Annotated in this window: 10 protein-coding genes; 8 read left to right on the top strand and 2 right to left on the bottom strand. The window is 65.7% G+C overall.

From position 1 onward, the window contains the following. Nucleotides 1–186 precede the first annotated feature (186 nt). The 8 genes from WB794_RS05825 to WB794_RS05790 are packed head-to-tail and all read left to right on the top strand — an operon-like array spanning nt 187 to nt 17,767. Nucleotides 187–5,427 carry a DEAD/DEAH box helicase gene (locus tag WB794_RS05825; RefSeq protein WP_337334905.1) on the top strand — a complete coding sequence of 1,747 codons (5,241 nt, stop codon included), beginning with the start codon at nt 187–189 and terminating at the stop codon, nt 5,425–5,427. Between the two features lie 11 nt (nt 5,428–5,438). Further along, nucleotides 5,439–8,243, top strand: a complete 2,805-nt coding sequence (locus WB794_RS05820; protein ID WP_337334904.1) for a helicase-related protein — start codon at nt 5,439–5,441, stop codon at nt 8,241–8,243. Then, the gene (locus WB794_RS05815; RefSeq protein ID WP_337334903.1) at nt 8,240–12,169 is read left to right on the top strand and encodes an Eco57I restriction-modification methylase domain-containing protein; all 3,930 of its coding nucleotides are present in this window, start codon (nt 8,240–8,242) and stop codon (nt 12,167–12,169) included. Before WB794_RS05820 ends, WB794_RS05815 begins: the two co-directional genes overlap by 4 nt. After that, a complete protein-coding gene (locus WB794_RS05810) occupies nt 12,169–13,566 on the top strand; it encodes an AAA family ATPase (protein ID WP_337334902.1) in 1,398 nt (465 codons plus the stop codon). Before WB794_RS05815 ends, WB794_RS05810 begins: the two co-directional genes overlap by 1 nt. After that, entirely contained in the window at nt 13,559–14,092 is a 534-nt protein-coding gene (locus WB794_RS05805) for a hypothetical protein (RefSeq protein ID WP_337334901.1), read from the top strand. Before WB794_RS05810 ends, WB794_RS05805 begins: the two co-directional genes overlap by 8 nt. Further along, complete coding sequence (locus WB794_RS05800; protein WP_337334900.1) at nt 14,089–14,823, top strand: RNA ligase family protein; 735 nt, start codon at nt 14,089–14,091, stop codon at nt 14,821–14,823. Before WB794_RS05805 ends, WB794_RS05800 begins: the two co-directional genes overlap by 4 nt. Then, nucleotides 14,820–16,679 carry a DUF262 domain-containing protein gene (locus WB794_RS05795; RefSeq protein WP_337334899.1) on the top strand — a complete coding sequence of 620 codons (1,860 nt, stop codon included), beginning with the start codon at nt 14,820–14,822 and terminating at the stop codon, nt 16,677–16,679. The genes WB794_RS05800 and WB794_RS05795 overlap by 4 nt, the downstream gene beginning before the upstream one ends. An 11-nt stretch (nt 16,680–16,690) precedes the next feature. Beyond that, nucleotides 16,691–17,767 carry an HNH endonuclease gene (locus WB794_RS05790; RefSeq protein ID WP_337334898.1) on the top strand — a complete coding sequence of 359 codons (1,077 nt, stop codon included), beginning with the start codon at nt 16,691–16,693 and terminating at the stop codon, nt 17,765–17,767. Between the two features lie 288 nt (nt 17,768–18,055). Here WB794_RS05790 and WB794_RS05785 read toward each other — a convergent pair whose 3' ends face one another. Together WB794_RS05785 and WB794_RS05780 are read right to left on the bottom strand one after the other, a co-directional pair. Then, nucleotides 18,056–19,141: a c-type cytochrome gene (locus tag WB794_RS05785; RefSeq protein WP_337334897.1), complete on the bottom strand. Its 1,086-nt coding sequence runs from the start codon at nt 19,139–19,141 to the stop codon at nt 18,056–18,058. A 182-nt stretch (nt 19,142–19,323) separates the two neighbouring features. After that, nucleotides 19,324–21,405 carry a heavy metal translocating P-type ATPase gene (locus tag WB794_RS05780; protein WP_337334896.1) on the bottom strand — a complete coding sequence of 694 codons (2,082 nt, stop codon included), beginning with the start codon at nt 21,403–21,405 and terminating at the stop codon, nt 19,324–19,326. Between the last annotated feature and the right edge of the window lie 43 nt (nt 21,406–21,448).

Genomic DNA, 21,448 nt, shown 5'->3' with positions numbered 1-21,448 from the left:
CGGAAAGCCGCTTCAGCCATGCTCCGAAAGGGGCGTGAACGCGAAGCGGGAGGACTTGTTCAGACGTTCCTTAGTGCGGCCCTTGCGCTCACGCATTTCTCATGACGCCCAAGCATCTATAAAGTGCACATGCTCAGGTACTGCACAGGGGGGGGGGAGTTGGACGTATTTGCACTGAAGCAGCACTTGATCGGGGACTACAGCCGGTTTGCCCGTTCATTCACGTCGATCCGCGCCGAAGATCTGGGGCAGGGCGTCGAACAGGAGTACGCCAGCGGGCGCTTCTGGCCGGAGCCGCTGATCCAGATCAACCCTCGTTACAGCCTCGGCCGGACCACTGCAGAGTTGGCGGCAGCCGCTGAGCTGCACCCTGTCACCGCCAAACACTTCCCGATCGGGCTCTATCGCCACCAGGAGCAAGCCGTTGCCTTTGCCGGGCAGGGTGAGAGCTTCGTCGTCACCACCGGCACCGGCTCCGGCAAGTCTCTGTGCTTCTTTCTGCCCATTGTCGACGCCGTTCTGCGCGCCAAGGAACAGGATCCGACGCCGCGCACCCGGGCCATCGTCATCTATCCGATGAACGCCTTGGCGAACAGCCAGCGCGAGGAGTTGATCAAGTACCTGGGGGACAACGGGCCGGTCACCTTCGCACGTTACACGGGGCAGGAAGATCAGGACGAGCGCGAGCGGATCAAGAACAACCCGCCGGACATCCTGCTGACGAACTTCATGATGCTGGAAATGCTCATGACCCGTCAGTCGGAGCTGGACACCCAGGTCATCCGCAATTGCGAGGGCTTGCAGTTCCTGGTCCTGGATGAGCTGCATACCTACCGCGGCCGCCAAGGCGCGGACGTGGCCATGCTGGTCCGGCGCGTGCGCGAGCGCATGGCGCCTGAGCGACTGCAGTGCATCGGCACGTCCGCCACGATGGCCTCTGGTGGGAGCCGCGAGGACCAGAACCGGCAGGTGGCCGAGGTCGCGTCCACGCTGTTCGCGACCACGATCCCGGCGTTCAACGTCGTGACCGAGGACCTGGACCGTGCCACCGACCCGGCCAGGACCGCCGAGTCAGTGGCTGGCGAACTGACTGTCGCGATCAACGAAGGCATCCGGCCGGACACAAGCGACGCCGACCTCCGGGACAACCCGCTCGCGATCTGGGTGGAAACGCGGCTCGGCATCACCCGCGACCAGGGCCACAAATGGATCCGCGCCAAGCCCGTCACGGTGGCGAAGGCGACCGAGTTGCTCGCCGCCGAGGCCGGCGCCGACGAGGAGAGCGCCGGTCGCGCCCTCCGCGACCTGCTGCTGATCGCCGCCATTCCCGAGGGTGAGCGACGAGCGCAGGCAGACGGCAATGACCGCGCGTTCTTCGCGTTCCGCCTGCACCAGTTCATCAGCGGCGCGGGCGTGGTGTACACCACGCTCGATCCCTACGGGACCCGCCCCGTCGAACTGGAAGGCCAGCAGTTCCTGCCTGCCGACCCGGCCAAGCGCCTGTACTCCACCTACTTCTGCCGCCGTTGTGGCCAGGACTACCACCCCGTGCGCCTGCGCAAGGACGATGGCGGCCCGATGCTGCTGGCCCGCGACATCGACGACATGCCGCGTCAGGGCGACAAGGGTGAGGAAGACTCCGACGCCGACGATGACGCGCAAGGCGAGCGTCTGGGCTTCCTGCTGGGCGATCCGAAGCCAGGCGATCTGGACTTCACCGGCCAGATCGTGGACTACCCCGAGGCCTGGATCGAAACGCCGGCCAGCGGCGAGCCCCGATTTAAGCGCACGCACCGCCACTTGGAGGCGCGACAGCTTCTGGTCGAACCAGATGGCCGCGTCGGCACCGGACGACCTTACTGGTTCTTGCCCGGCAAGTTCCGCTTCTGCCTGCAGTGCCGTGACGTCCACGGCGCGCAGGGCAAGGACATCAACCGCCTGGCCGCCCTGTCGGCCGAGGGACGCAGCTCCGCGACCACCTTGCTGACCACCAGCGTCCTGCGCTGGATGCATGGGGGGGCCTCGAACGGCATCGACGTCGACAAGCGTAAGCTGCTGGGCTTCACCGACAACCGCCAGGACGCCGCGCTCCAGGCCGGACACTTCAACGACTTCACCTTTGTCACCCTGCTGCGCGGCGCAATCTTCCGTGCCCTGCGCGAAGCCGGTGGGGAAGGCCTATCGGACAGCGGCCTCGGCGCGGCGGTCCGTGCCGCGCTTGGGTTCGATCGCGAGTTGGCGCGCGGCGAGGACCCTGGCGAAAGCCACCGCCGTGAATGGCTGCAGGATCCCGCCGCGATTGGCCGTGACCTTGCCGAGGCGCAGGAGAGCCTGCGCTTCATCCTTGCCTACCGCACCTGGTACGACCAGCGCCGTGGCTGGCGCTACACCAACCCGAATCTGGAAGAACTCGGGCTGCTGCGCGTGTCTTATCGGGACCTTGCAGAGTTGTGCGCTGATGTCAGTCACTTCGCCGACGCCCCCCCCCTGCTGCGCAACGCCTCAGCTGAAACCCGCGAGCGCGTATTCCAGGAACTGTTCGACTACATGCGTACCGGGCTGGCGGTCGACGCGGCGGCACTGGACAAGCAGTCGCTCGATCAATGTCGCGACGAATCGCTCCGGCTGCTCCGGGATCCGTGGGGCTTTGGGCGCGAAGAGCGCCCGCTCGGCTCGCGTTGGCTGTTCCTGCAGCCGCCATCCGGCCGCACGCTGCGCGGCAAGGACGAGGAACTGATCCTGCGCGGGGGTCTGCAAACGCGCCTGGGCAAGACGCTGCGCAATTCGACGCTGTGGTCCGATCCGCACGCAGCCTCCCTGAACCGCAAGGATTACCAGGCGCTGTTCGAAGCGATGATCCGCATCGCAAAGGATGGCGGCTTCATCCGCAAGGATGATCACACCCTCTTCAACGTGCCCGGCTTCCGGCTCAATGCCGGTCGCGTGCGCTTCCTGGCCGGAGACGGCGGCGGCAAGCGGGCCAACGATTTCTTCCAGGCCCAATACGCAACCGTCGCCGACGTACTGGCCCAGCAGGACCGCGCCCTGTTCGCGCTGGAGGCCCGCGAGCACACCGCGCAGGTGTCCGCCGAGCTGCGTGCCCTGCGTGAAATCCGCTTCCGCTTCGGTTTGGCGGAGCAGGCGAAGCTCGCCGGCGATCTCAAGGCCGCCTGCAAGGAGCAGGGCGAGCCGAACCGCTTCCTGCCGGTGATGTTCTGCTCGCCCACGATGGAGCTGGGCGTGGACATTTCGGCGCTCAACGCGGTGTACCTGCGCAACGTGCCGCCCACGCCCGCCAACTACGTCCAGCGTGCAGGCCGGGCCGGCCGCAGCGGCCAGGCGGCGCTGGTCGTCACCTACTGCGCCGCGCGCAGTCCCCACGACCAGTATTTCTTCCGCGATCCCTCCGGGATGGTGCATGGCGTTGTCCGGCCGCCACTGCTGGATCTGGCCAATGAATCGCTGATCCGCAGCCACCTGCAGGCCGAATGGCTGGCAAGCACCGGCCAGGCGCTGGAGACCTCCATCGCCAACGTCGTCGATCCGGGCTTGCCCAATGCCCCCGTCCGCGATGCATTGACCGCAGCCATGCGGACCGACGAGGTCATGCAACTGGCGACCCGGCGTGCGGAGCGGATCCTGCTGGCCATGGCGGATCATCTCGATGCCACGAGCGCGCCCTGGTACCCGGGCGCCAGCGCCTTCGCCCAGGAGGTCGCAACGTCGGCACCGGCGCAGTTCAACGCCGCCTTCAATCGCTGGCGTGACCTGCTCAGCTCCGCCCAGCGCCAGAAGCAGTTGGCCCAGAACACCCTGAACAACCTCGCCATTACCGATCGCCGCGAGCGCGAGGACGCCCAGCGTCGCGACCGCCAGGCCAACGACCAGATCAGCCTGCTGCTGCACGGCAAGGATTCGTTCTCCAGCGACTTCTACACCTACCGCTACCTCGCCACGGAAGGCTTCCTGCCCGGCTACAACTTCCCGCGCCTGCCGCTGATGGCCTATGTCCCCGGACGTGCGGACGTGCGCAGCGGCAACGTGTTCCTGCAGCGGCCGCGGTTCCTGGCATTGTCGGAGTTCGGCCCGCGCAGTCTCGTCTACCACGAGGGTCGCGCCTACCGCGTGGTGAGCGCCCGCATCGCCCTGTCCAGCGCCGAGCAGGCCACCGCCGGCGGTCTGCTGTCCACCCAGGCCGCACGGGTCTGCGCGCACTGTGGCGCCGCGCACTTCGCCACGCACTGGAACGACTGCCACTCCTGCGGTATGCCGCTGGCCGATGCGCACAAGATCAATGGCCTGTACCGCATCGAGAACGTCGATACCCAGCCGGCCGAACGCATCACCGCCAACGACGAGGAGCGCCAGCGCCAGGCCTTCGAGCTGCAGACGGTCTACGAGTGGGGCATCCGCCATGGCCGGGTGGAGGTGAGCACGGTGCTGGCGCAGGACGGGCAGGGCGACATCCTGACCCTGCGCTACGGCCCCGGTGCCACCATTACCCGGGTCAACAAGGGCCTGCGGCGGCGCAAGAACCCCAACCAGTTCGGCTTCTTCATCAACCCCCGTACGGGCTGGTGGGTGAAGGAAGAGGTGGACGAAGACGACAACGCCGGCCACGACGACAGGCTGCCGCCGCAGCGCATCGTGCCCTTCGTGCAGGACAACAAGAACGCCCTGCTGATGCAGCCGCAAGGCGAGTGTGCGCCGCGCACGCTGGCCACGCTGCAGCACGCGCTCAAGCGCGGCATCGAAGCGGTGTTCCAGCTGGAGGAAGCCGAACTGCTGGCGGAGCCGCTTCCCAGCGCAGGCGAGCGCCAGGGTGTGCTGTTCTACGAAGCCACCGAAGGCGGGGCGGGCGTCCTGACCCGACTGGCCAACGATCCCGGTGCCCTGGCCCAGGTCGCCCGTCATGCCCTGCGCGTGATGCACTTCGACATTCCAGATGCCGGGCCATTGCCCGCGCCGGAGGAGCTGCGCGACCTGCCGGAGGTGAAGTGCGTCGCCGGCTGTTACCGCTGCCTGCTGTCCTATTACAACCAGCCTGATCACGAGCTCATCGACCGGCGCGACCGCGGCGTGCTGCGCCTGCTGTGGCGACTGGCCCAGGTCACCACGTCGCTGCAGGCCCAGCCCGATGCGCCTGTGCAACCGCCTGAAGCGCCGGCGGCGCCGGGTTGGGCCGGGCAGTGGTATGCACAGCGCGCCAAGCACGGCCCCGCTCTACCGCCGCCAGCCACCGCCGAAGCCGACGGCCAGGTGGTGTTGCACTGGCCGGACCACTATGCCGCTGTCGCCTTACCCGATACTCCCCGTGAACTGCAGGCCGCCTGGGAAGACCGCGGCTACAGCTTCATCCGTTTCCCTGCTGACACCGCCGCATGGCCGCCGCTGTTCCAGCGTCTGGGCCGGTTGCTTGGCCTTTGATTGCGTCCTTGATGAACACACCCGCTCTGCAATTCACCCCCGGCTCCCTGGTCCGCGCCCGCGGCCGCGAATGGATCGTCCAGCCCGGCAGCGTCGCGCCGCTGCTGCGCCTGCGCCCGCTGTCCGGCGGTGAGGACGAAGGCGCCGTGATCCATGCCGGGCTGGAACCGGACATCGGCTCCGCCCAGTTCCCCGCGCCCGATCCCGCGCAGGAAGGCAGCCAGCACGATGCCATTCTGCTCGCCGACGCCCTGCGCATGGCGCTGCGACGCGGCGCCGGCCCCTTCCGCTGCTTCGGCAATATCTCGGTCGAACCACGCACCTACCAGCTCGTGCCCCTGTTGATGGCTCTGCGTCAGGACCCGGTGCGCCTGCTGATTGCCGATGACGTCGGCATCGGCAAGACCATCGAGGCTGCGTTGATCGCGCGCGAGCTGTACGACCGCGGCGAGATCCAGCGCATGGCTGTGCTGTGCCCGCCGCATCTGGTCGAGCAATGGGTGCGTGAGCTCAACGAACGCTTCCATATCCCGGCCGTGGCCGTCACCGCCAGCAGCGCCGCACGCCTGGAGCGTGGCCTGCCGATCGGCGATTCGATCTTCCATGCCCACGCTTTCACGGTGGTGAGTCTCGATTACATCAAGTCCGACCGGCACCGCCACGACTTCATCCGCGCCTGTCCGGAGTTCGTCATCGTCGACGAGGCGCATACCTGCGTCAGCACCGGCCAGGCCCGCCAGCAGCGCTTCGAACTGCTGCGCGAGATTTCGGCGGATGCCGAGCGCCACCTGGTGCTGCTCACCGCCACCCCGCACAGCGGCGACCAGGAGGCCTTCTACAGCCTGCTGGCCCTGCTCAAGCGCGACTTCGCCCAGTTCGCCACCGCCAGCGGCGCGCTCAAGGAGACCCTGCGCGAGCAGCTCGCCCAGCACTTCGTCCAGCGTCGGCGCCCGGACATCGACGAGTGGCAAGACGGCAGCGTCTTCCCGCAGCGCGAAACCACCGAGATTACCTACAAGCTGACCGGCCAGTGGGACCAGTTCTTCCAGGACGTGCTCGACTACTGCCGCGACGTCACCCAGCGCGCCGGCGACGACGCCCGCCGCCAGCGCCTGAGCTTCTGGGGCACCCTGGCGCTGATGCGCTGCGTGGCCTCCAGCCCGGCAGCGGCGGTGCAGGCCCTGCAGACCCGCCTGCTGGCCGAGCAGGTCGACAACGCCCCCGACGAAGTGCTGCAGACGCTGTTCGACGGCAGCGAAGACCATCTGGACGAAGACGATGTCGCCCCCGCCGCCGACACCGGCGACCCGGCCCTGCACGCCTTGCTGGCCCAGGCCCGCGCGCTGGCCGGCGAGGCCGACGACCCCAAGCTGCGCCTGCTGCACAAGCACCTGAAACAGCTCATCGCCGACGGCTTCAACCCCGTGGTGTTCTGCCGCTACATCGCCACCGCCAACTATCTGCGCGAGCACTTGGACGGCAAGTTCCGCGGCGTCACCGTGGACGTGGTCACCGGCGAGTTCCCGTCCGAAGAGCGCGAGCGCCGTGTCGAAGCGCTGGGCGAGGCCGATCGCCGCCTGCTGATCGCCACCGACTGTCTGTCCGAAGGCGTCAACCTGCAGCAGCACCTGGACGCCGTGGTCCACTACGACCTGTCCTGGAACCCCACCCGCCACGAGCAGCGCGAAGGCCGCGTCGATCGTTTCGGCCAGCCCAGCCCCAAGGTGCGCGCCACCCTGATGTACGGCGCCAACAATCCGGTCGACGGCGCGGTGCTGCAGGTGATCCTGCGCAAGGCCGAAAAGATCCGCAAGGAACTCGGTGTGCCGGTGCCGCTGCCCGACGACGACCACACTCTGACCCAGGCTCTGATGAAGGCGGTGATGCTGCGCAGCGAGCGCGCCGGTGGCCCGCAGCAGGCCTTCGACTTCGACCAGTTCGAGGAAGCCCGTGAACTGGACGTGCGCTGGACCTCTCTGGCCGAAAAGGCCAAGACCAACCGCACCGTGTTCGCCCAGCGTCGCCTGCGGCCTTCCGATGTGCTGCCCGAATGGGAGCGCATGAAAGCCGTGCTCGGTGACAGCGAAGACGTCCGGCGCTTCACCACCGAGGCCATGTCCCGCCTCGGAGCCGGTCTGCTGTTCCGCCCAAGGCGCGGCGCCACCGCGCCGCTCACCGCATTACCGCGCGTCCTGCGCGAGCGCCTGGAAGCGGCTGGCCTGGAAGGCGACATCGGCATCGACTTCACCCAACCGCCCGCGCCGCGCTGCCGCTACGTCAGCCGCAGCCACCCGCTGGTCAGCACCCTGGCCGACGAGCTGCTGGAGCGCGCCGTCAGCGGCGAAACCCGCGACAACCAGCAGCTCGCCACGCTGGGCCGCATCGGCGTCTGGCGCAGTCCGGCGGTGCAGGCCGTCACCACCGTGCTGCTGCTGCGTCTGCGCCACCAGATCACCACCACCCGTTCCGGCCGCAGCAGCGTGCTGCTGGTCGAAGAAGCGCTGCCGGTGGCCTGGCAGGGCCGCGCCAATCCCGCCAAAGTGCAAGGCGATCAACTACTGGCATGGTTGCAGGCACCAGCCAGCGGCAACCTGCCCGAACCGGTGCGCCAGCGCGAGATGCATAGCGTGCTGACCCTGCTGGACGAGCGCCGCGACGCACTGGAAGCCATTGCCGATGCCCAGGCCGAGCGCCTGCTGGCCGACCATCGCCGCGTGCGCGAGGCGGCCGACGCCCGCGGCCGCTACAAGGTGGATGCGCTCAAACCGGTGGATGTCATCGCCGCCTTCGTGCTGATGCCCGGAGCCGGCGCATGAGCCGCCGTGACGCCGCCCTGGCCTTCGATGCCATCCACATCGAAGGCGGTCTGCTGCCCGCCGAATGGCTGGCCAGCATCGCCGCGCTCAAGGCCGCCCATCAGTTGCCCGGCGACTACGGCATCCCCAAGGGCCTGAACCTGCGCGACGAGGTGGGCCGCTACTGGCGCATCGCCCAGGCCCACTGGAGCGAGTTCGCACACGCGCGCGAGCAGGCCGAAGACCCGCACGGTCTGGCCAGCCGGTTCGTGCAGGCGCTCATGCGCGACGTGATCGGCGCCAGCGACCTGCAACCGCACGCCGCGCCGGTCGACATCGGCGAACGCCTGTACCCCATCACCGCCACCGCCCGCACAGGCCGCCTGCCGCTGGTCGTCGGCGCCGCCCACCAGCGCCTGGACGAGCGCGACCGTCGTTACGGCGATAGCGGCCGCCAGCGCAGCGCCTTCGGCCTGCTGCAGGACAACCTCAATGCCGCCGATGCGGCCCTATGGGGTATCGCCAGCAACGGCAGCGTGCTGCGCCTGGCGCGCGACAATGCCAGCCTCACCCGCCCGGCCTGGATCGAGGCCGACCTCGCGCGCATCTTCAGCGAAGAGCGCTACGCCGACTTCTCCCTGCTGTGGCTGCTGATCCACGCCAGCCGCTTCGGCAACAGGGAAGATTTGGTGGCGCAGTGTCCGCTGGAAGCCTGGCGAGAGGCCAGCAAGGAACAAGGCACCCGCGCCCGCGACAAGCTCCGTCAAGGCGTGGAAGAAGCACTGCTGGCGCTGGGCCAGGGTTTCCTGTCCGAAGCCGCCAACCAGCCGCTGCGCGATGCGCTGGCCAGCGGCACGCTCGATCGCAATGTCTATTTCCAGCAATTGCTGCGGCTGGTCTACCGGCTGATCTTCCTGCTCACGATCGAGGAACGTGGCCTGCTGCATCCGGCTGATGCCAGCCCAGATGCGGTCAAGCTCTACGCCGACGGCTACAGCCTGCGCCGCCTGCGCGAGCGCGCCCGCAGGCGCCGCGCCTTCGATCGCCATGCCGACCTGTGGGAGTGCCTGAAGCCCGTGCTGGCGGGCCTGGCCCACGGCCAGCCGCTGTTGGCGCTGCCCGCACTCGGTGGCCTGTTCGCCGAAGACCAGTGCCCGGACCTCGATACCGGTAGGCTGGGCAATGCGGACCTGCTCGAAGCCGTGGCCAAACTCGGCTGGATGCGCGAGGGCCGCAGCCTTACCCGCATCAATTGGCGCGACATGGGCCCGGAAGAGCTGGGCAGCGTGTATGAAAGCCTGCTGGAACTAGTGCCCGACATCAGTGCCGACGGCCGCGTGTTCCGCTTCGCCAATGCGGAAGCCGCCAAGGGCAATGCCCGCAAGACCAGCGGCAGCTACTACACGCCCGACGCGCTGGTGCAAGAGCTGCTGGATTCCGCGCTGGAGCCAGTGATCCAGCAGCGCATCAGCGGCGCTGCCGACCCGCAGGCCGCGCTGCTGTCCATCACCGTCTGCGACCCGGCCTGCGGCAGCGGACACTTCCTGCTTGGCGCCGCGCGCCGGCTGGCCACGCGTTTGGCGCAGCTGCGCGCCCACGACACGCCCAGCGGCGATGACTTCCGCCACGCGCTGCGCGATGTGGTCACCCACTGCATCTTCGGCGTCGACCGCAACCCGATGGCGATCGAGCTCGCACGCATGTCGCTGTGGCTGGAAGCGATGACGCCGGACAAGCCGTTAGGTTTTCTCGACCATCATCTGCGGCGTGGCGACGCACTGCTGGGCCTGACCGACCTGTCCGCGCTGGAGCAGGGCATCCCCAAGGACGCATTCAAGACACTCTCCGGCGATGACGCGAAAGTCTGCAAGGAACTGGCCAGGCGCAACGCCGCCGAGCTCAAGGACCTTGCGCGCAAGCGCACCGCGCAAAGTTTCGGCCAGCGCGATCTTCTGGGGCTGCGTGCGGAAGGGCTGGACAAGCTCCGTGCGCTGGAAGCGCTGCCCGATGCCACGCTCGAGCAGATCGCCGCCAAGCAGGCCGCCTGGCAGGCCTTCGCCGATGCATCCGCCGACAGCCCGCTGCGCCACGCCGCCGACATGTTGCTGGCCGCCTTTCTGCTGCCCAAGACTGAAACCACGCATGACAGCGTGCCCACCACCGCCACCGTGGTGCTGGAGTTGCTGGGCGAGCACGCCGCGCCCGGCCACGACGGCAAGCGCGCCGCCGCCCGCGAGGCCTGCGAGGAAGCCCGGGTGCTGCACTGGCCGCTGGCCTTTCCGCTGGTCCATGCGGCCGGCGGCTTCACCTGCGTGCTTGGCAACCCGCCGTGGGAGCGCATCAAGCTGCAGGAGGAGGAGTTCTTCGCCAGCCGCAACACGAATGTGGCCGAAGCGAAGAATAAGGCCGAGCGCAGCCAGCGCATTCAGTGGCTGAGTGAGGGCATGCTTGCCGCGCATCTGGACCCGGAACGCGGGCACAACGAGGTGCAGGCGCAGGCTGAGCAGCGGCTGTACCGAGAGTTCCTCAGCGCACGCCGCACCGCTGAGGCAGCCAGCGCCTTCGTCCACGTCAAGGGCGACGATGGTGGCCGCTATCCGCTCACCGGCCGTGGTGATGTCGATACGTATGCACTCTTTGCAGAAACCTTCTTGCAGATAAGAAATGCCGGTAGTCGTGCCGGAATCATCGTCAAATCAGGCATCTCTACGGACGACACCTACAAGGCGTTCTTTCAGTGGCTGGTTTCATCCAGACAACTGATCTCTCTTTTCGGGTTCGACAATGCGAAGCGCATCTTTCCGAGCGTTCACGCGGACACCCCTTTCGTACTTTTGACGATGGGGTCGACGCAGGATCCTGCGAAGATCTGTCACTATATTCTGGCAATGCATGAGCTCGCGGACCCGCGCCGGCGTTTTACCCTGACGTCGGACGAGTTCCGATTGATCAATCCCAACACGTTGACCTGTCCTGTGTTCCGCAGTGAGCGCGACGCCGAACTGACCAAGAAGCTCTACCGCTCTGCGCCAGTGCTAATCGATGAGGGTCGCCATGATGGCAACCCGTGGGACATCCGCTTCATGACGATGTTTCACATGTCAAACGACAGCCACGTGTTCAATGATGCGCCGGGCGAGGGCCTGCTGCCGCTGTATGAGGCCAAGCTGATCCACCAGTTTGACCATCGCTGGGCCACGTATGTCGATGCCGACACTACCCGTGATGTCACAGTTGCCGAAAAGACCGATCCCGACTTTGTTGTGACGCCACGTTACTGGATAGATGAGTCTGAAGTCATGCAGCGTCTTGTCGAGAAAATTTGGCGGCGACCATGGCTGATGGGCTGGAGAGACATCACCAATGCGACCAATGAGCGTACCGTGATCGCCAGTGTGATTCCTCTGTCTGGTGTGGGCAACAAGATTCCGTTGTTCTTGTTCGAGGAGAGTGTCGATGCCAGGCATGCAGCTGCGTTTCTCGCCAACATGTCGAGCTTGGCACTCGATTTCACAGCGCGACAAAAGATCGGCGGTACCACGCTCAACTACTTTTATCTCAAGCAGTTCCCTGTCTTTCCTCGCAGCCGCTACATCGATGCGGATTTTTCCTTCGTCGTTCCGCGCGTTCTGGAGTTGACCTACACCGCCCACGACATCGCCCCTTGGGCGCGCGACCTCGGCTACGACGGCCCGCCCTTCACCTTCGACCCGGATCGTCGCGCCATCCTGCGTGCCGAACTGGACGCGTACTACGCTCGCCTCTACGGCCTCACCCGCGACGAGCTGCGCTACATCCTCGACCCCGCCGACGTCATGGGCGCCGACTACCCCAGCGAAACCTTCCGCGTGCTCAAGAACAACGAAATGCGCGAGTTCGGCGAATATCGCACCCGGCGGCTGGTACTGGAGGCGTGGGACAAATTGCAATCCGGAGAGCTGCACTGATGTTGACGCATCTGCAAATCAAGAACTTCAAGGCCTGGAAGGACACCGGTCCGATCCGCCTCGCGCCGCTGACGGTGATCTTTGGTGCCAACAGTGCCGGCAAGAGCAGTCTGGGGCATCTGTTGCTGGGCCTGAAGCAGACGGCCTTGCTGACCGATCGCCGTCGCGCCTTGCACCTGGGCGACGTCAACTCCCTGATCGACTTGGGCACCTTCGCCGATTGCCTTCATGGACACGACCTGAAGGCCAAGCTGGAGTTCACCCTTGGCTGGCGCTTGCCGCAGGCGGCGGAGCTTCGTGACCCGTTGCAACCGAAGAAGCCGTACGTCGGCAACCGAATCCAGTTGGAATCCGTGCTTCGGGCGGACGGTCGTGGCTTGCCGGAGCTGGAACGCTTCAGTTATGAGCTCACGGACGATCAGGGTGCTGGGCAGCTGCGCGTGGAGCACGGCGTGCGCGAAAGTGGCAAGGCGTATCTCGATGCCGAGCCGATGAAACTGCTAATGAAGCAGGGGCGCAAGTGGCCGATCGAATCGCCGGAAAAGTTCTACCGGTTCTCGGATGTGACCTTGGCCCGCTATCAGAATGCGGATTCATTGAGCGAATTCGCATTGGAGACCGAGCGCCTGCTGGCCGGACTGACCTATCTCGGCCCGTTGCGTGATTATCCGAAACGCACTTATTCCTGGGCGGGCGACATCGTTCCTGACGTTGGCGCAAAGGGGGAGTTTGCCATTGCGGCCTTGCTGGCCGCAGCCCAGGAAAAGCGAATGCTCAATCGCGGCTATAGAAGGAAGCGGGAGCGCTTCGACGAGTTTATAGCCAGTTGGCTGCGCGATCTTGGCGTGATCCAAAGCTTCTCGGTCAAGCCCGTCGGCAGCGGACGGAAGGAGTACGAGGTTCTGGTGCGTGCCAGTTCGGGCGCGCCTGAAGTGAAGTTGACCGACGTCGGCTTTGGCGTTTCGCAAGTGCTTCCTGCGCTGGTGCAGGCCTTCTATGCGCCCGCAAACTCCACGGTGTGGATGGAGCAGCCTGAGATTCATCTGCACCCGCAGGTCCAGGCAGAGCTGGCCGATGCGTTCATCAGTGCGGTACAGGCCCACGAGGGCGGGCAACCGCGCAACGTCCAGTTGATCGTGGAAAGCCATTCCGAACACTTCCTGATGCGGCTGCAGCGCCGGATAGCCGAAGAAATGATCCATCCGGACGACGTGGCAGTCTACTTCGCCAGGCGCGGCGGCAGGACCCTCGACCTGGAAGCTCTGCGGCTGGACATGTACGGCGATATTGAAAACTGGCCCGACAACTTCTTTGGCGACGAGATGGCCGAGATCGCCGCACGGACACAGGCAGCGATGACTCGGCGCATCAAGGAGCGGGGGAAAGAGGGTGGCTGAAGTCGTGGTGGACACCAACGTGTTGTTGGTTGCGGAGGGCAAGCACCCGGATGTCAGCGAAGAATGTGTACTGGCATGCGTGAGCCGACTGCAGAAGATCATGCAGGGGGAAACGGTGGTGGTGGATGACGGCTACCGCGTCCTTGGCGAGTACCAGAACAAGCTCGACGCCAGGCGCGGCAAGGGTGTGGGCGCGACGTTCCTCAAGTGGCTGTTGCAGCGGCAGGCAAATCCTAGGCACGTTGTCCAGGTGGCTGTCAATGAGTATGCGAAAGATCGGTACACCGAGTTTCCGGTGGCCGCTCTGGAGGCGGAGTTCGATCCGCCGGATCGCAGGTTTCCAGCCGTGTCCAATGCCCATCCTGCCAAGCCTCCGATCCTGCAAGCAGCGGATTGCAAGTGGCTGCGCTGGTGGCCGGATCTGCAGGCGGCCGGCATCGCTGTTCATTTCCCGTGTCCAGACGACGTGTGCCGGTTCTACGGGAAAAAGTATCCAGAAGAGCCTGTTCCCGCGTTGCCGAAATGAATGATTTCTTCCGCTTCCCCAACACCCCGCATATCGCCTGGCTTGGCGAGGGCGCCCCACGCGACGACAAAGTGCTGGCACCGGATGAAGTCGCTGCGCTACTGTCCGGCCCGGTGGTGGTGGAAGAGAAGCTCGACGGCGCCAACCTCGGTTTCTCGGTCGGCCCGGATAGGCATCTGCGCGCCCAGAACCGCGGCCAGTACCTGATCGAGCCGCACGCCGGCCAGTTCCAGCGCCTGCCCGAGTGGTTGGCATTGCATGGGTCTGGCCTTGTCGACTCACTGGGCGAGGATCTGATCGCCTTCGGCGAATGGTGCGCCGCTCGTCATTCGCTGGACTATCCCGCACTGCCGGACTGGTGGCTGCTGTTCGATGTCTATGACCGCGGCGAGGGCAGGTTCTGGAGCACCCGACGTCGGAATGAGCTGGCGGAAACGTTGGGTCTTGCTACCGTGCCGCGCTTGGCGGCCGGCCTGCAGACCGTAGCGTCGCTGCGTAGGGGCGTGGGCGAGTGGAGAAGCCGTTACCGCGAAGGCGGCCTGGAGGGCGTGGTGGTGCGCCGCGAGGATGAGGATTGGCTGCAGGCCCGCGGCAAACTCGTCCGCGCCGACTTCACCCAAGCCATCGACAGCCACTGGCGCAGCCGCAAGCTGGAATGGAACCGGGTGCAGTGGACGCCCCCGGCGCGACCCGCATCAGACGCCGCCAACAAACGTGATGATCCTGCATGAGCACTTCACCCAAGATCGAATCCGCGGATCTGTCCATCGAGCAGATGTACAAGGACTTCTACGTAGTTCCACCGTATCAGCGCGAATACGTGTGGTCGGACGTGGATGTGCAGGCCTTCGCCGACGACATCTACAACGAGTTCTACGGCGCCAAGGGCGAGTTGATCGCCGACCGGGAGTACTTCATCGGCAGCGTGGTGGTTTGTCGCACGGCCCATGGCCCCTATGATCTGATCGATGGCCAGCAACGTATGACCACGATCTTCCTGTTCCTGTGCGCAATCCGCGACGCGCTGCAGGCGCTGGGTGAAGCGTCAAGCAAATCGCTGGAGGCGATGATCTGCGACACCCGCACCGGGGACGACGGCAATGATGTGCAGGATTTCCGCCTGTTGCTCCAATACGAGGACAGCCGCGACGTTCTGGTTCGGATCGCGCAGGGCGGACCCGTTGCCTCCAGCCGGGACGACACCCGGTCCATGGCCTGCATCATCGAAGCCTACGAGACCCTGCGAAATTTCCTGGCGGCCGAGTTTGGAGGCAACGTCGATGAGATCAAGCAGTTCTTCGTCGCTTTCATCCGCCGGGTCAAGCTGATCCGCATCGTGACGCCGGACCTGACCCACGCGCTGAAGGTGTTCGAGACGGTCAATGATCGCGGCGTGGGTCTGACCGCAATGGATCTGCTCAAGAACCTGCTGTTCATGCGCACCACGCCAGCTGATTACCCGAAGCTTCAAGCATTATGGAAGGAGCTGACTTCGCATCTGGAGGTCTGCAGGGAGAAGCCACTGCGCTTCCTGCGCTACTACGTGATGGCGAACTACCGCGACTACCGCAGTTCCAGCGGCAAGCCCGTACGGGAGGATGAGCTGTATGAGTGGTTCGGCAGGCATGCTGCCGAGATTGGAATCGACGCCAAGCCGCTCGTGTTCGCAAAGGATCTGGTCTCTGCGGCGCGCGATTACGGACAGTTTGCCGCAGGGCGTGCGCCGGATGGAAAGACGCCGATCGCCGGCCTGCAGAACATTCAGCATCTGAGTGGCAAGGCGCGCCAGCACTTTATCCTGATGCTGGCATCCAGGCATCTTCCGGTCGATGCATTGGTCGAGCTGGCGCGCCAGGTGGAGAATCTGTTCTTCGTCTTCGTGATCGTCCGTGAGCCAACCAAGAACTTTGAAACCAAGTTCGCGGACTGGTCGGAGAGCCTGCGCACTGCCCGCACCCTGGAAGACGTGCAGGGGATCATCCGTTCGCGGATCGCGCCCGAGGTGGAAAGCAAGTCGCGGACCTTCGACTTCGCGATGAACGAGCTCGCGGCGACGGCTGTCCCCAAGTATCGCCTGAAGTACGTGCTGGCCAAGCTGGCGCAGCATGTGGATCAGGTCGCGTGGCAAGGCGCCCAGAGCGTCCAGCAGCTCGACCATTACCTGGACGGCAAGCTGGAGATCGAGCATGTGTTTCCGCAGAAGCCGGAGCAGACGGCCTGGACCGACTTCGATGATCCGGAAACAGCCGCCCGCTGCGTCCAGCGCCTTGGCAACCTGACCTTGCTGGAGAAGCCGCTCAACGCCGCCGTATGCAACGCCGGGTTCGACAAGAAACTCGCGGCCTACAGGAATTCCAAGATCATGCTCACGCGTGCAATTGGCAATTCGGACGTGTTCGGCAAGAACACTTCACTGCAGCGCGCCATTGGCTTGGTCGCTATTGCTCCTGCCGGCAATACATCGTCGGCGGATGGAAGCTGCCTGGATTGGAGCACTGAGGCCATCGAGGCCCGACAGACAAGCATGGCCAAGCTTGCCCGCGAGGTGTGGATGGTCGACCAGCTCTGTGCTCAGACAAAGGGATAGGCAGGGCGATCATGAAACGCGCGCTGCTCGATGAGTCGCTTTGGTTCATCCACAAGGACGGCGGTCGGTTCTATCCGTGGCATCGGTATTCGAAGCATCATGGGTTCAGTAGCTTCTGGGTGTCCGACGGCTCCAACCTGATCGAGCACGCGGTACCCGTTGCGACTATCGCTGAGCTGGTAGTGGAGGTTTTCTCGCGCGGGCGCAGCGTCTGGTTGTTCGACAACGGCAATCGGAGCGGGCTGTACCGATATGGCTATGACGCCATCCTTGGCTGGGGCGCTTCGGCGGAGGTTGCATCCATGGCGCTGCGGGCTGGGGCACCCGCAGCCGCGAGTGCAGGCATCCATAAGCCCCTTCCAGCCCTGGTGGCGAAGGCGCTTGCCGACACCGGCTACGACCTCATTTCCTCGGCAGATGGCGACTGGTTCGCCGCAGCGATCAGTGGGAGCGCTTGGCGTGTGCTGGTCCAGGCTGTCGATGAAGGCGTGTTGCTGGCGGTGGCCGACCCCACCATGGCGCAGAGGATCGGCTTGGCATCGACCGAAGTGGCAGTGCCTGCGGGCATGGCCGATATCGGCATGGCCCGCGGCGCCATGCAGCTCTACGAAGCCCTGCGCGTGCTCCATTCACTGCAGACCCATCCGGCATCCACGCTGTCCGCGCGAGTCGAGGCGCGATTGGCAGGAATCCCGGAAACCGAGCGCACCCGTGAGGTGCGCCAGCGTGTCGGTCAGGATGTGTTCCGCGAGGCGCTGATGGACCTTTGGCAGGGACGCTGCGCCCTCACCGGTATTCCATTCCCGTCCGAATTACTGCGCGCAAGTCACGCCAAACCGTGGTCAAAGGCGACCGATGCCGAACGTTTGGATCCATTCAACGGTCTGCTTCTGGCTACGCATCTCGACGCGATGTTCGACACAGGCTTGATCAGCTTCGACGGGCATGGGCGTGTGATAACTTCGGCGCACCTCGATCCCGTGGTTCGCGCTCACTTCGATATCCATGAAGGGTCGCGTTTACGAAGCGTGACACCTGGACACCTACCGTACCTTGCCTGGCACCGTGAGAACATTCTTCGGGGCTGATCAGCCGCGCGAAATGCTGCCGCGCCTGGCAACGGCGCTGATGCGCTGCAAGCCTTGTCCTGAGGCGATTCTGCGTGCGGCGAGCAATTTTCATGGCGGAGGGTCAGGGCTAATCAGGTTGTCGCTTTGACTATCGACTGGGCGCGCTATCGCCATACGAAAGTAGCTTGATCCCACCAGACCAATGTATCCCAGCACGCGGGAGGCGGCTGAAAATATCTCCGCCGTCACTCCCGCAAAGGCCGGAGCGACGGGCAAAATCGACGTGCCCGGAGGTTCCCTTGCCGTCTACCAGCCGTCGAAAAGACCGCCGTCGGCGAAGTCCCAGATGAAATAGACGTAGCCGCGCCAGTCGTAGCGCTGGGTGTCGTTGAGCGGCAGTTCCGCACCGACGTTGAGGGCGATGTTGCCGCGCTTGTTGAGGCCGATGCGGGCCTGCGGCAGCGCGGACCACTGCACGGCTTCCTTGCGCGCCGGACCGATGCCGCGCTCGAACGGCACCTCGGCCACGATTTCCAGCGCCGGGAAAACGCTTCGCGGCCAGGGCGTGTGGGTCCAGTGCACGATGCCGGCGAGCTCCGCGCTGCTCATGTCGGAGTCGTCCAGATCCAGCTTCAGCCGGGCGCTGCCCTGGAAGGTGAAATCGTCATTGAGGATCTTGCCGACCGCGAGATAGGGCAGGAGCTGCCAGTGCGCGTCGCCGTTCAGCGGTACGCCAAGCTGGACCGCGCCGGTGAGGATGAAGCCCGCCTGCCGGTCGTGCTTGAGGACGTACTTGAATCCGGGCTCGAACGCGCTGAAGCGGGAGGTGTCGCCATTGGCCTCGTGGCTGACTTCGAGAACGCCCTGTGCGCGCGTGCCGATGCGGAACTCGTACTCCAGCGTGTTCTTCCAGGAGTGGCCGCCGTCCACGTCGCTGTAGCGCGTCTTCCACACCCACTCGTCTTCCGGAAACGCCTTCTTGGTCCGCACCGGCAGAAACAGGTTGAGCGCGCCGTCCGGGTAGTCGTGGGCGCCGCCGATGTCGGTCTTGATGTAGTCGAGCACGGCATCGATGTCGGCTTCGGTCAGGGTTTCGCCGAAAGGCGGCATCGAGACGGAAAAGCCGAGCGCCGGCCCACCGTGGGTGATCACGCCTTTCCAGGTCGACGCCGGTTCGCGACTGTTGAACAGGATGTCGGAAAAATTCGCGGGCGTGATTTCCAGGCTCTGGACCAGCGGCGAGTCGAGGTCGGGCTGCCCGTTCACACCGTGACAGCTGACGCAGTAGGTGGCGTAGACGGCTTCGCCGCGGGCAGGCTGGTCCGCCGCCGCAGCGACCGCGCCGACCTGCAGGCACAGGCAGATTGCGAGCAATTGTCGAACGATGTTCATGGCCTCGAGTCCCTTTGTGCGAACCGGTGATCAGTAAACTGCAAGACGTCCGGGGCGGTTTGACCGAGATCAAACCGCGCGCATCGCGTGGATGATGCGGTGGCGGCGGACGCTGCAAAGGATCCATCCGTCGGCCTGTTGCAGTAGGGCACAGGCGCGGTTTGTCGGGCCACGGCAGCAGGCTACAGCGCCGTCCGCCGAAGCAGCTGCGCGTTGATCGCCACGATCACCGTGCTGGCTGACATCAGGATCGCGCCCACGGCCGGGTCGAGGAGAATGCCAGCCCAGGCCAGCGCGCCGGCGGCCAGCGGGATCGCGATGATGTTGTAGCCTGCCGCCCACCACAGGTTCTGCACCATTTTGCGGTAGCTGGCGCGGCTCAGGGCGACGATGCGCGCCACGTCGCGCGGGTCGGAGCGGACCAGCACCACGTCGCCGGCTTCCACCGCGACGTCGGTGCCGGCACCGATCGCAACGCCCACGTCGGCGGTCACCAGCGCGGGCGCGTCGTTGACGCCGTCGCCGACCATCGCGACCTTGCTGCCATCGCGCTGCAGTTCCTCGATCTTGGCGACCTTGTCTTCGGGCAGGACTTCCGCGAAAACCCTGTCGATGCCCAGCTCCCGCGCCACCGATTCGGCCACGGCCTGCGAGTCGCCGGTGAGCATGGCGACCCTGATGCCGGCGGCGTGCAGGCGCGCGACGGCTTCGTGCGATTCGGGCCGCACCGCGTCGGCGATGGCGAACACGGCGAGCACGCGCTCGCCCTCGATCAGCCAGGTGGCCGACTGTGCGTTGGCGGCCGCAGTCCGGGCCGCCTGCTGGATCTTTTCGCTGGGTTCCACGCCCAGCCGCCTGAGCATGCCGGGCCCGCCCAGGTGCAGCGTGCGGCCTTCGACCTCGGCGCGGATGCCGACGCCGGGCATGGATTCGAAGCCGGACGACGCGGGGATTTCCAGACCGCGCTCCTTCGCGCTGGTGGTCAGTGCATGGGCGATCGGGTGTTCGGCGTCACGCTGCGCCGCCGCCGCCACGCGCAGGGCGTCATCGCCGGTCACGCCATCCGCGACCGTCATCGACACCACGCGATGCGAACCCAGGGTCAGCGTGCCGGTCTTGTCGAACACCACGATATCGAGGTTGCGTGCTTCCTCCAGACCGCGCCGGTCGCGCACCAGCAGGCCGTTCTGCGCGCCGACGGTGGTGGAAATCGCGATCACCAGCGGCACCGCCAGCCCGAGCGCATGCGGGCAGGCGATCACCAGCACCGTCACCACGCGGGTGATGGTGAAATCCAGCGTTGCGCCCGCCACCTGCCAGGCAATGAAGGTGACCACGGCCGCCCCGATGGCGACCAAGGTGAGCCAGAACGCGGCGCGATCGGCCAGCGCCTGGGCACGCGAGCGCGAGGTCTGCGCCTGTGCGACCAGGCGCATGATCCCGGCCAGCGCCGTGCTGTCGCCGGTGCCGGTGACTTCGATCCGCAGCGAACCCTGCGCGTTCACCGTGCCGGCGATGACCTTGTCGCCCTCGCGCTTTTCGATCGGCCTGGACTCGCCGGTGATCATCGCCTCGTTGACGCTGCTTTTGCCGCTTCTCACCAGGCCGTCGGCGGGGATGCCCGCGCCGGGGCGGATCAGCAGCAGGTCGCCGTCGTGGAGTTCACCGACCCGCACCACTTCGACTTCATCGCCATGGACGATCCGCAGCGCCGTGTCGGGCAGCAGCTTGGCGAGTTCCTTGAGCGCGCCCTGGGCCTGGAAGATCGAGCGCATCTCGATCCAGTGGCCCAGCAGCATGATCGTTACCAGGGTCGCCAGCTCCCACCACAGCGCGTGTCCCGGATAGCCCAGCGTCACCGCCGCGCTGTAGAGGAAGGCGACGAGGATCGCCAGCGAAATCAGCGTCATCATTCCGGGCAGGCGGTTCTTCAGTTCGCCCCACGCGCCCTTCAGGAACACCCAGCCGCCGTACAGGAAAACGGCGGCACCGAAGGCCGCGGGGATGTACTGCGAGCCGGGGAAGCGCGGCGCGGTGTAGCCGAACCAGTCCTGCAGCATCGGCTCCCACACCAGCGCGGGAATCGTCAGCGCCAGGCTGAGCCAGAAGCGATCGCGGAACATTTCCACGCTGTGGCCGGCGTGCTTGTCGTGGCCGGCGTGTTCGTCCATGCCGTGTCCGCCGTGTCCGCCGCCGTGCGCGTGGTGGCGGGAATGATCGCCGGAAGGCCGGGAATGTTCGATGGAGTGATGGTCGGTAGTCATGGGCCTGCGCTCGCGGGCGGATTGGAGGACGGCGGCGGGCGCG

Source organism: Denitratimonas tolerans (genome assembly GCF_037203605.1).
GTDB lineage: Bacteria > Pseudomonadota > Gammaproteobacteria > Xanthomonadales > Xanthomonadaceae > Denitratimonas > Denitratimonas tolerans.
This window is presented reverse-complemented; position numbering and strand designations above follow the sequence as displayed.

Excerpts from the sequence above, each read along its gene's own strand:
- WB794_RS05820 (WP_337334904.1), top strand. The coding sequence starts at position 5,439 with ATGAACACACCCGCTCTGCAATTCACCCCCGGCTCCCTGGTCCGCGCC.
- WB794_RS05815 (WP_337334903.1), top strand. The coding sequence starts at position 8,240 with ATGAGCCGCCGTGACGCCGCCCTGGCCTTCGATGCCATCCACATCGAA.
- WB794_RS05810 (WP_337334902.1), top strand. The coding sequence starts at position 12,169 with ATGTTGACGCATCTGCAAATCAAGAACTTCAAGGCCTGGAAGGACACC.
- WB794_RS05800 (WP_337334900.1), top strand. The coding sequence starts at position 14,089 with ATGAATGATTTCTTCCGCTTCCCCAACACCCCGCATATCGCCTGGCTT.
- WB794_RS05795 (WP_337334899.1), top strand. The coding sequence starts at position 14,820 with ATGAGCACTTCACCCAAGATCGAATCCGCGGATCTGTCCATCGAGCAG.
- WB794_RS05790 (WP_337334898.1), top strand. The coding sequence starts at position 16,691 with ATGAAACGCGCGCTGCTCGATGAGTCGCTTTGGTTCATCCACAAGGAC.
- WB794_RS05785 (WP_337334897.1), bottom strand. The coding sequence starts at position 19,141 with ATGAACATCGTTCGACAATTGCTCGCAATCTGCCTGTGCCTGCAGGTC.
- WB794_RS05780 (WP_337334896.1), bottom strand. The coding sequence starts at position 21,405 with ATGACTACCGACCATCACTCCATCGAACATTCCCGGCCTTCCGGCGAT.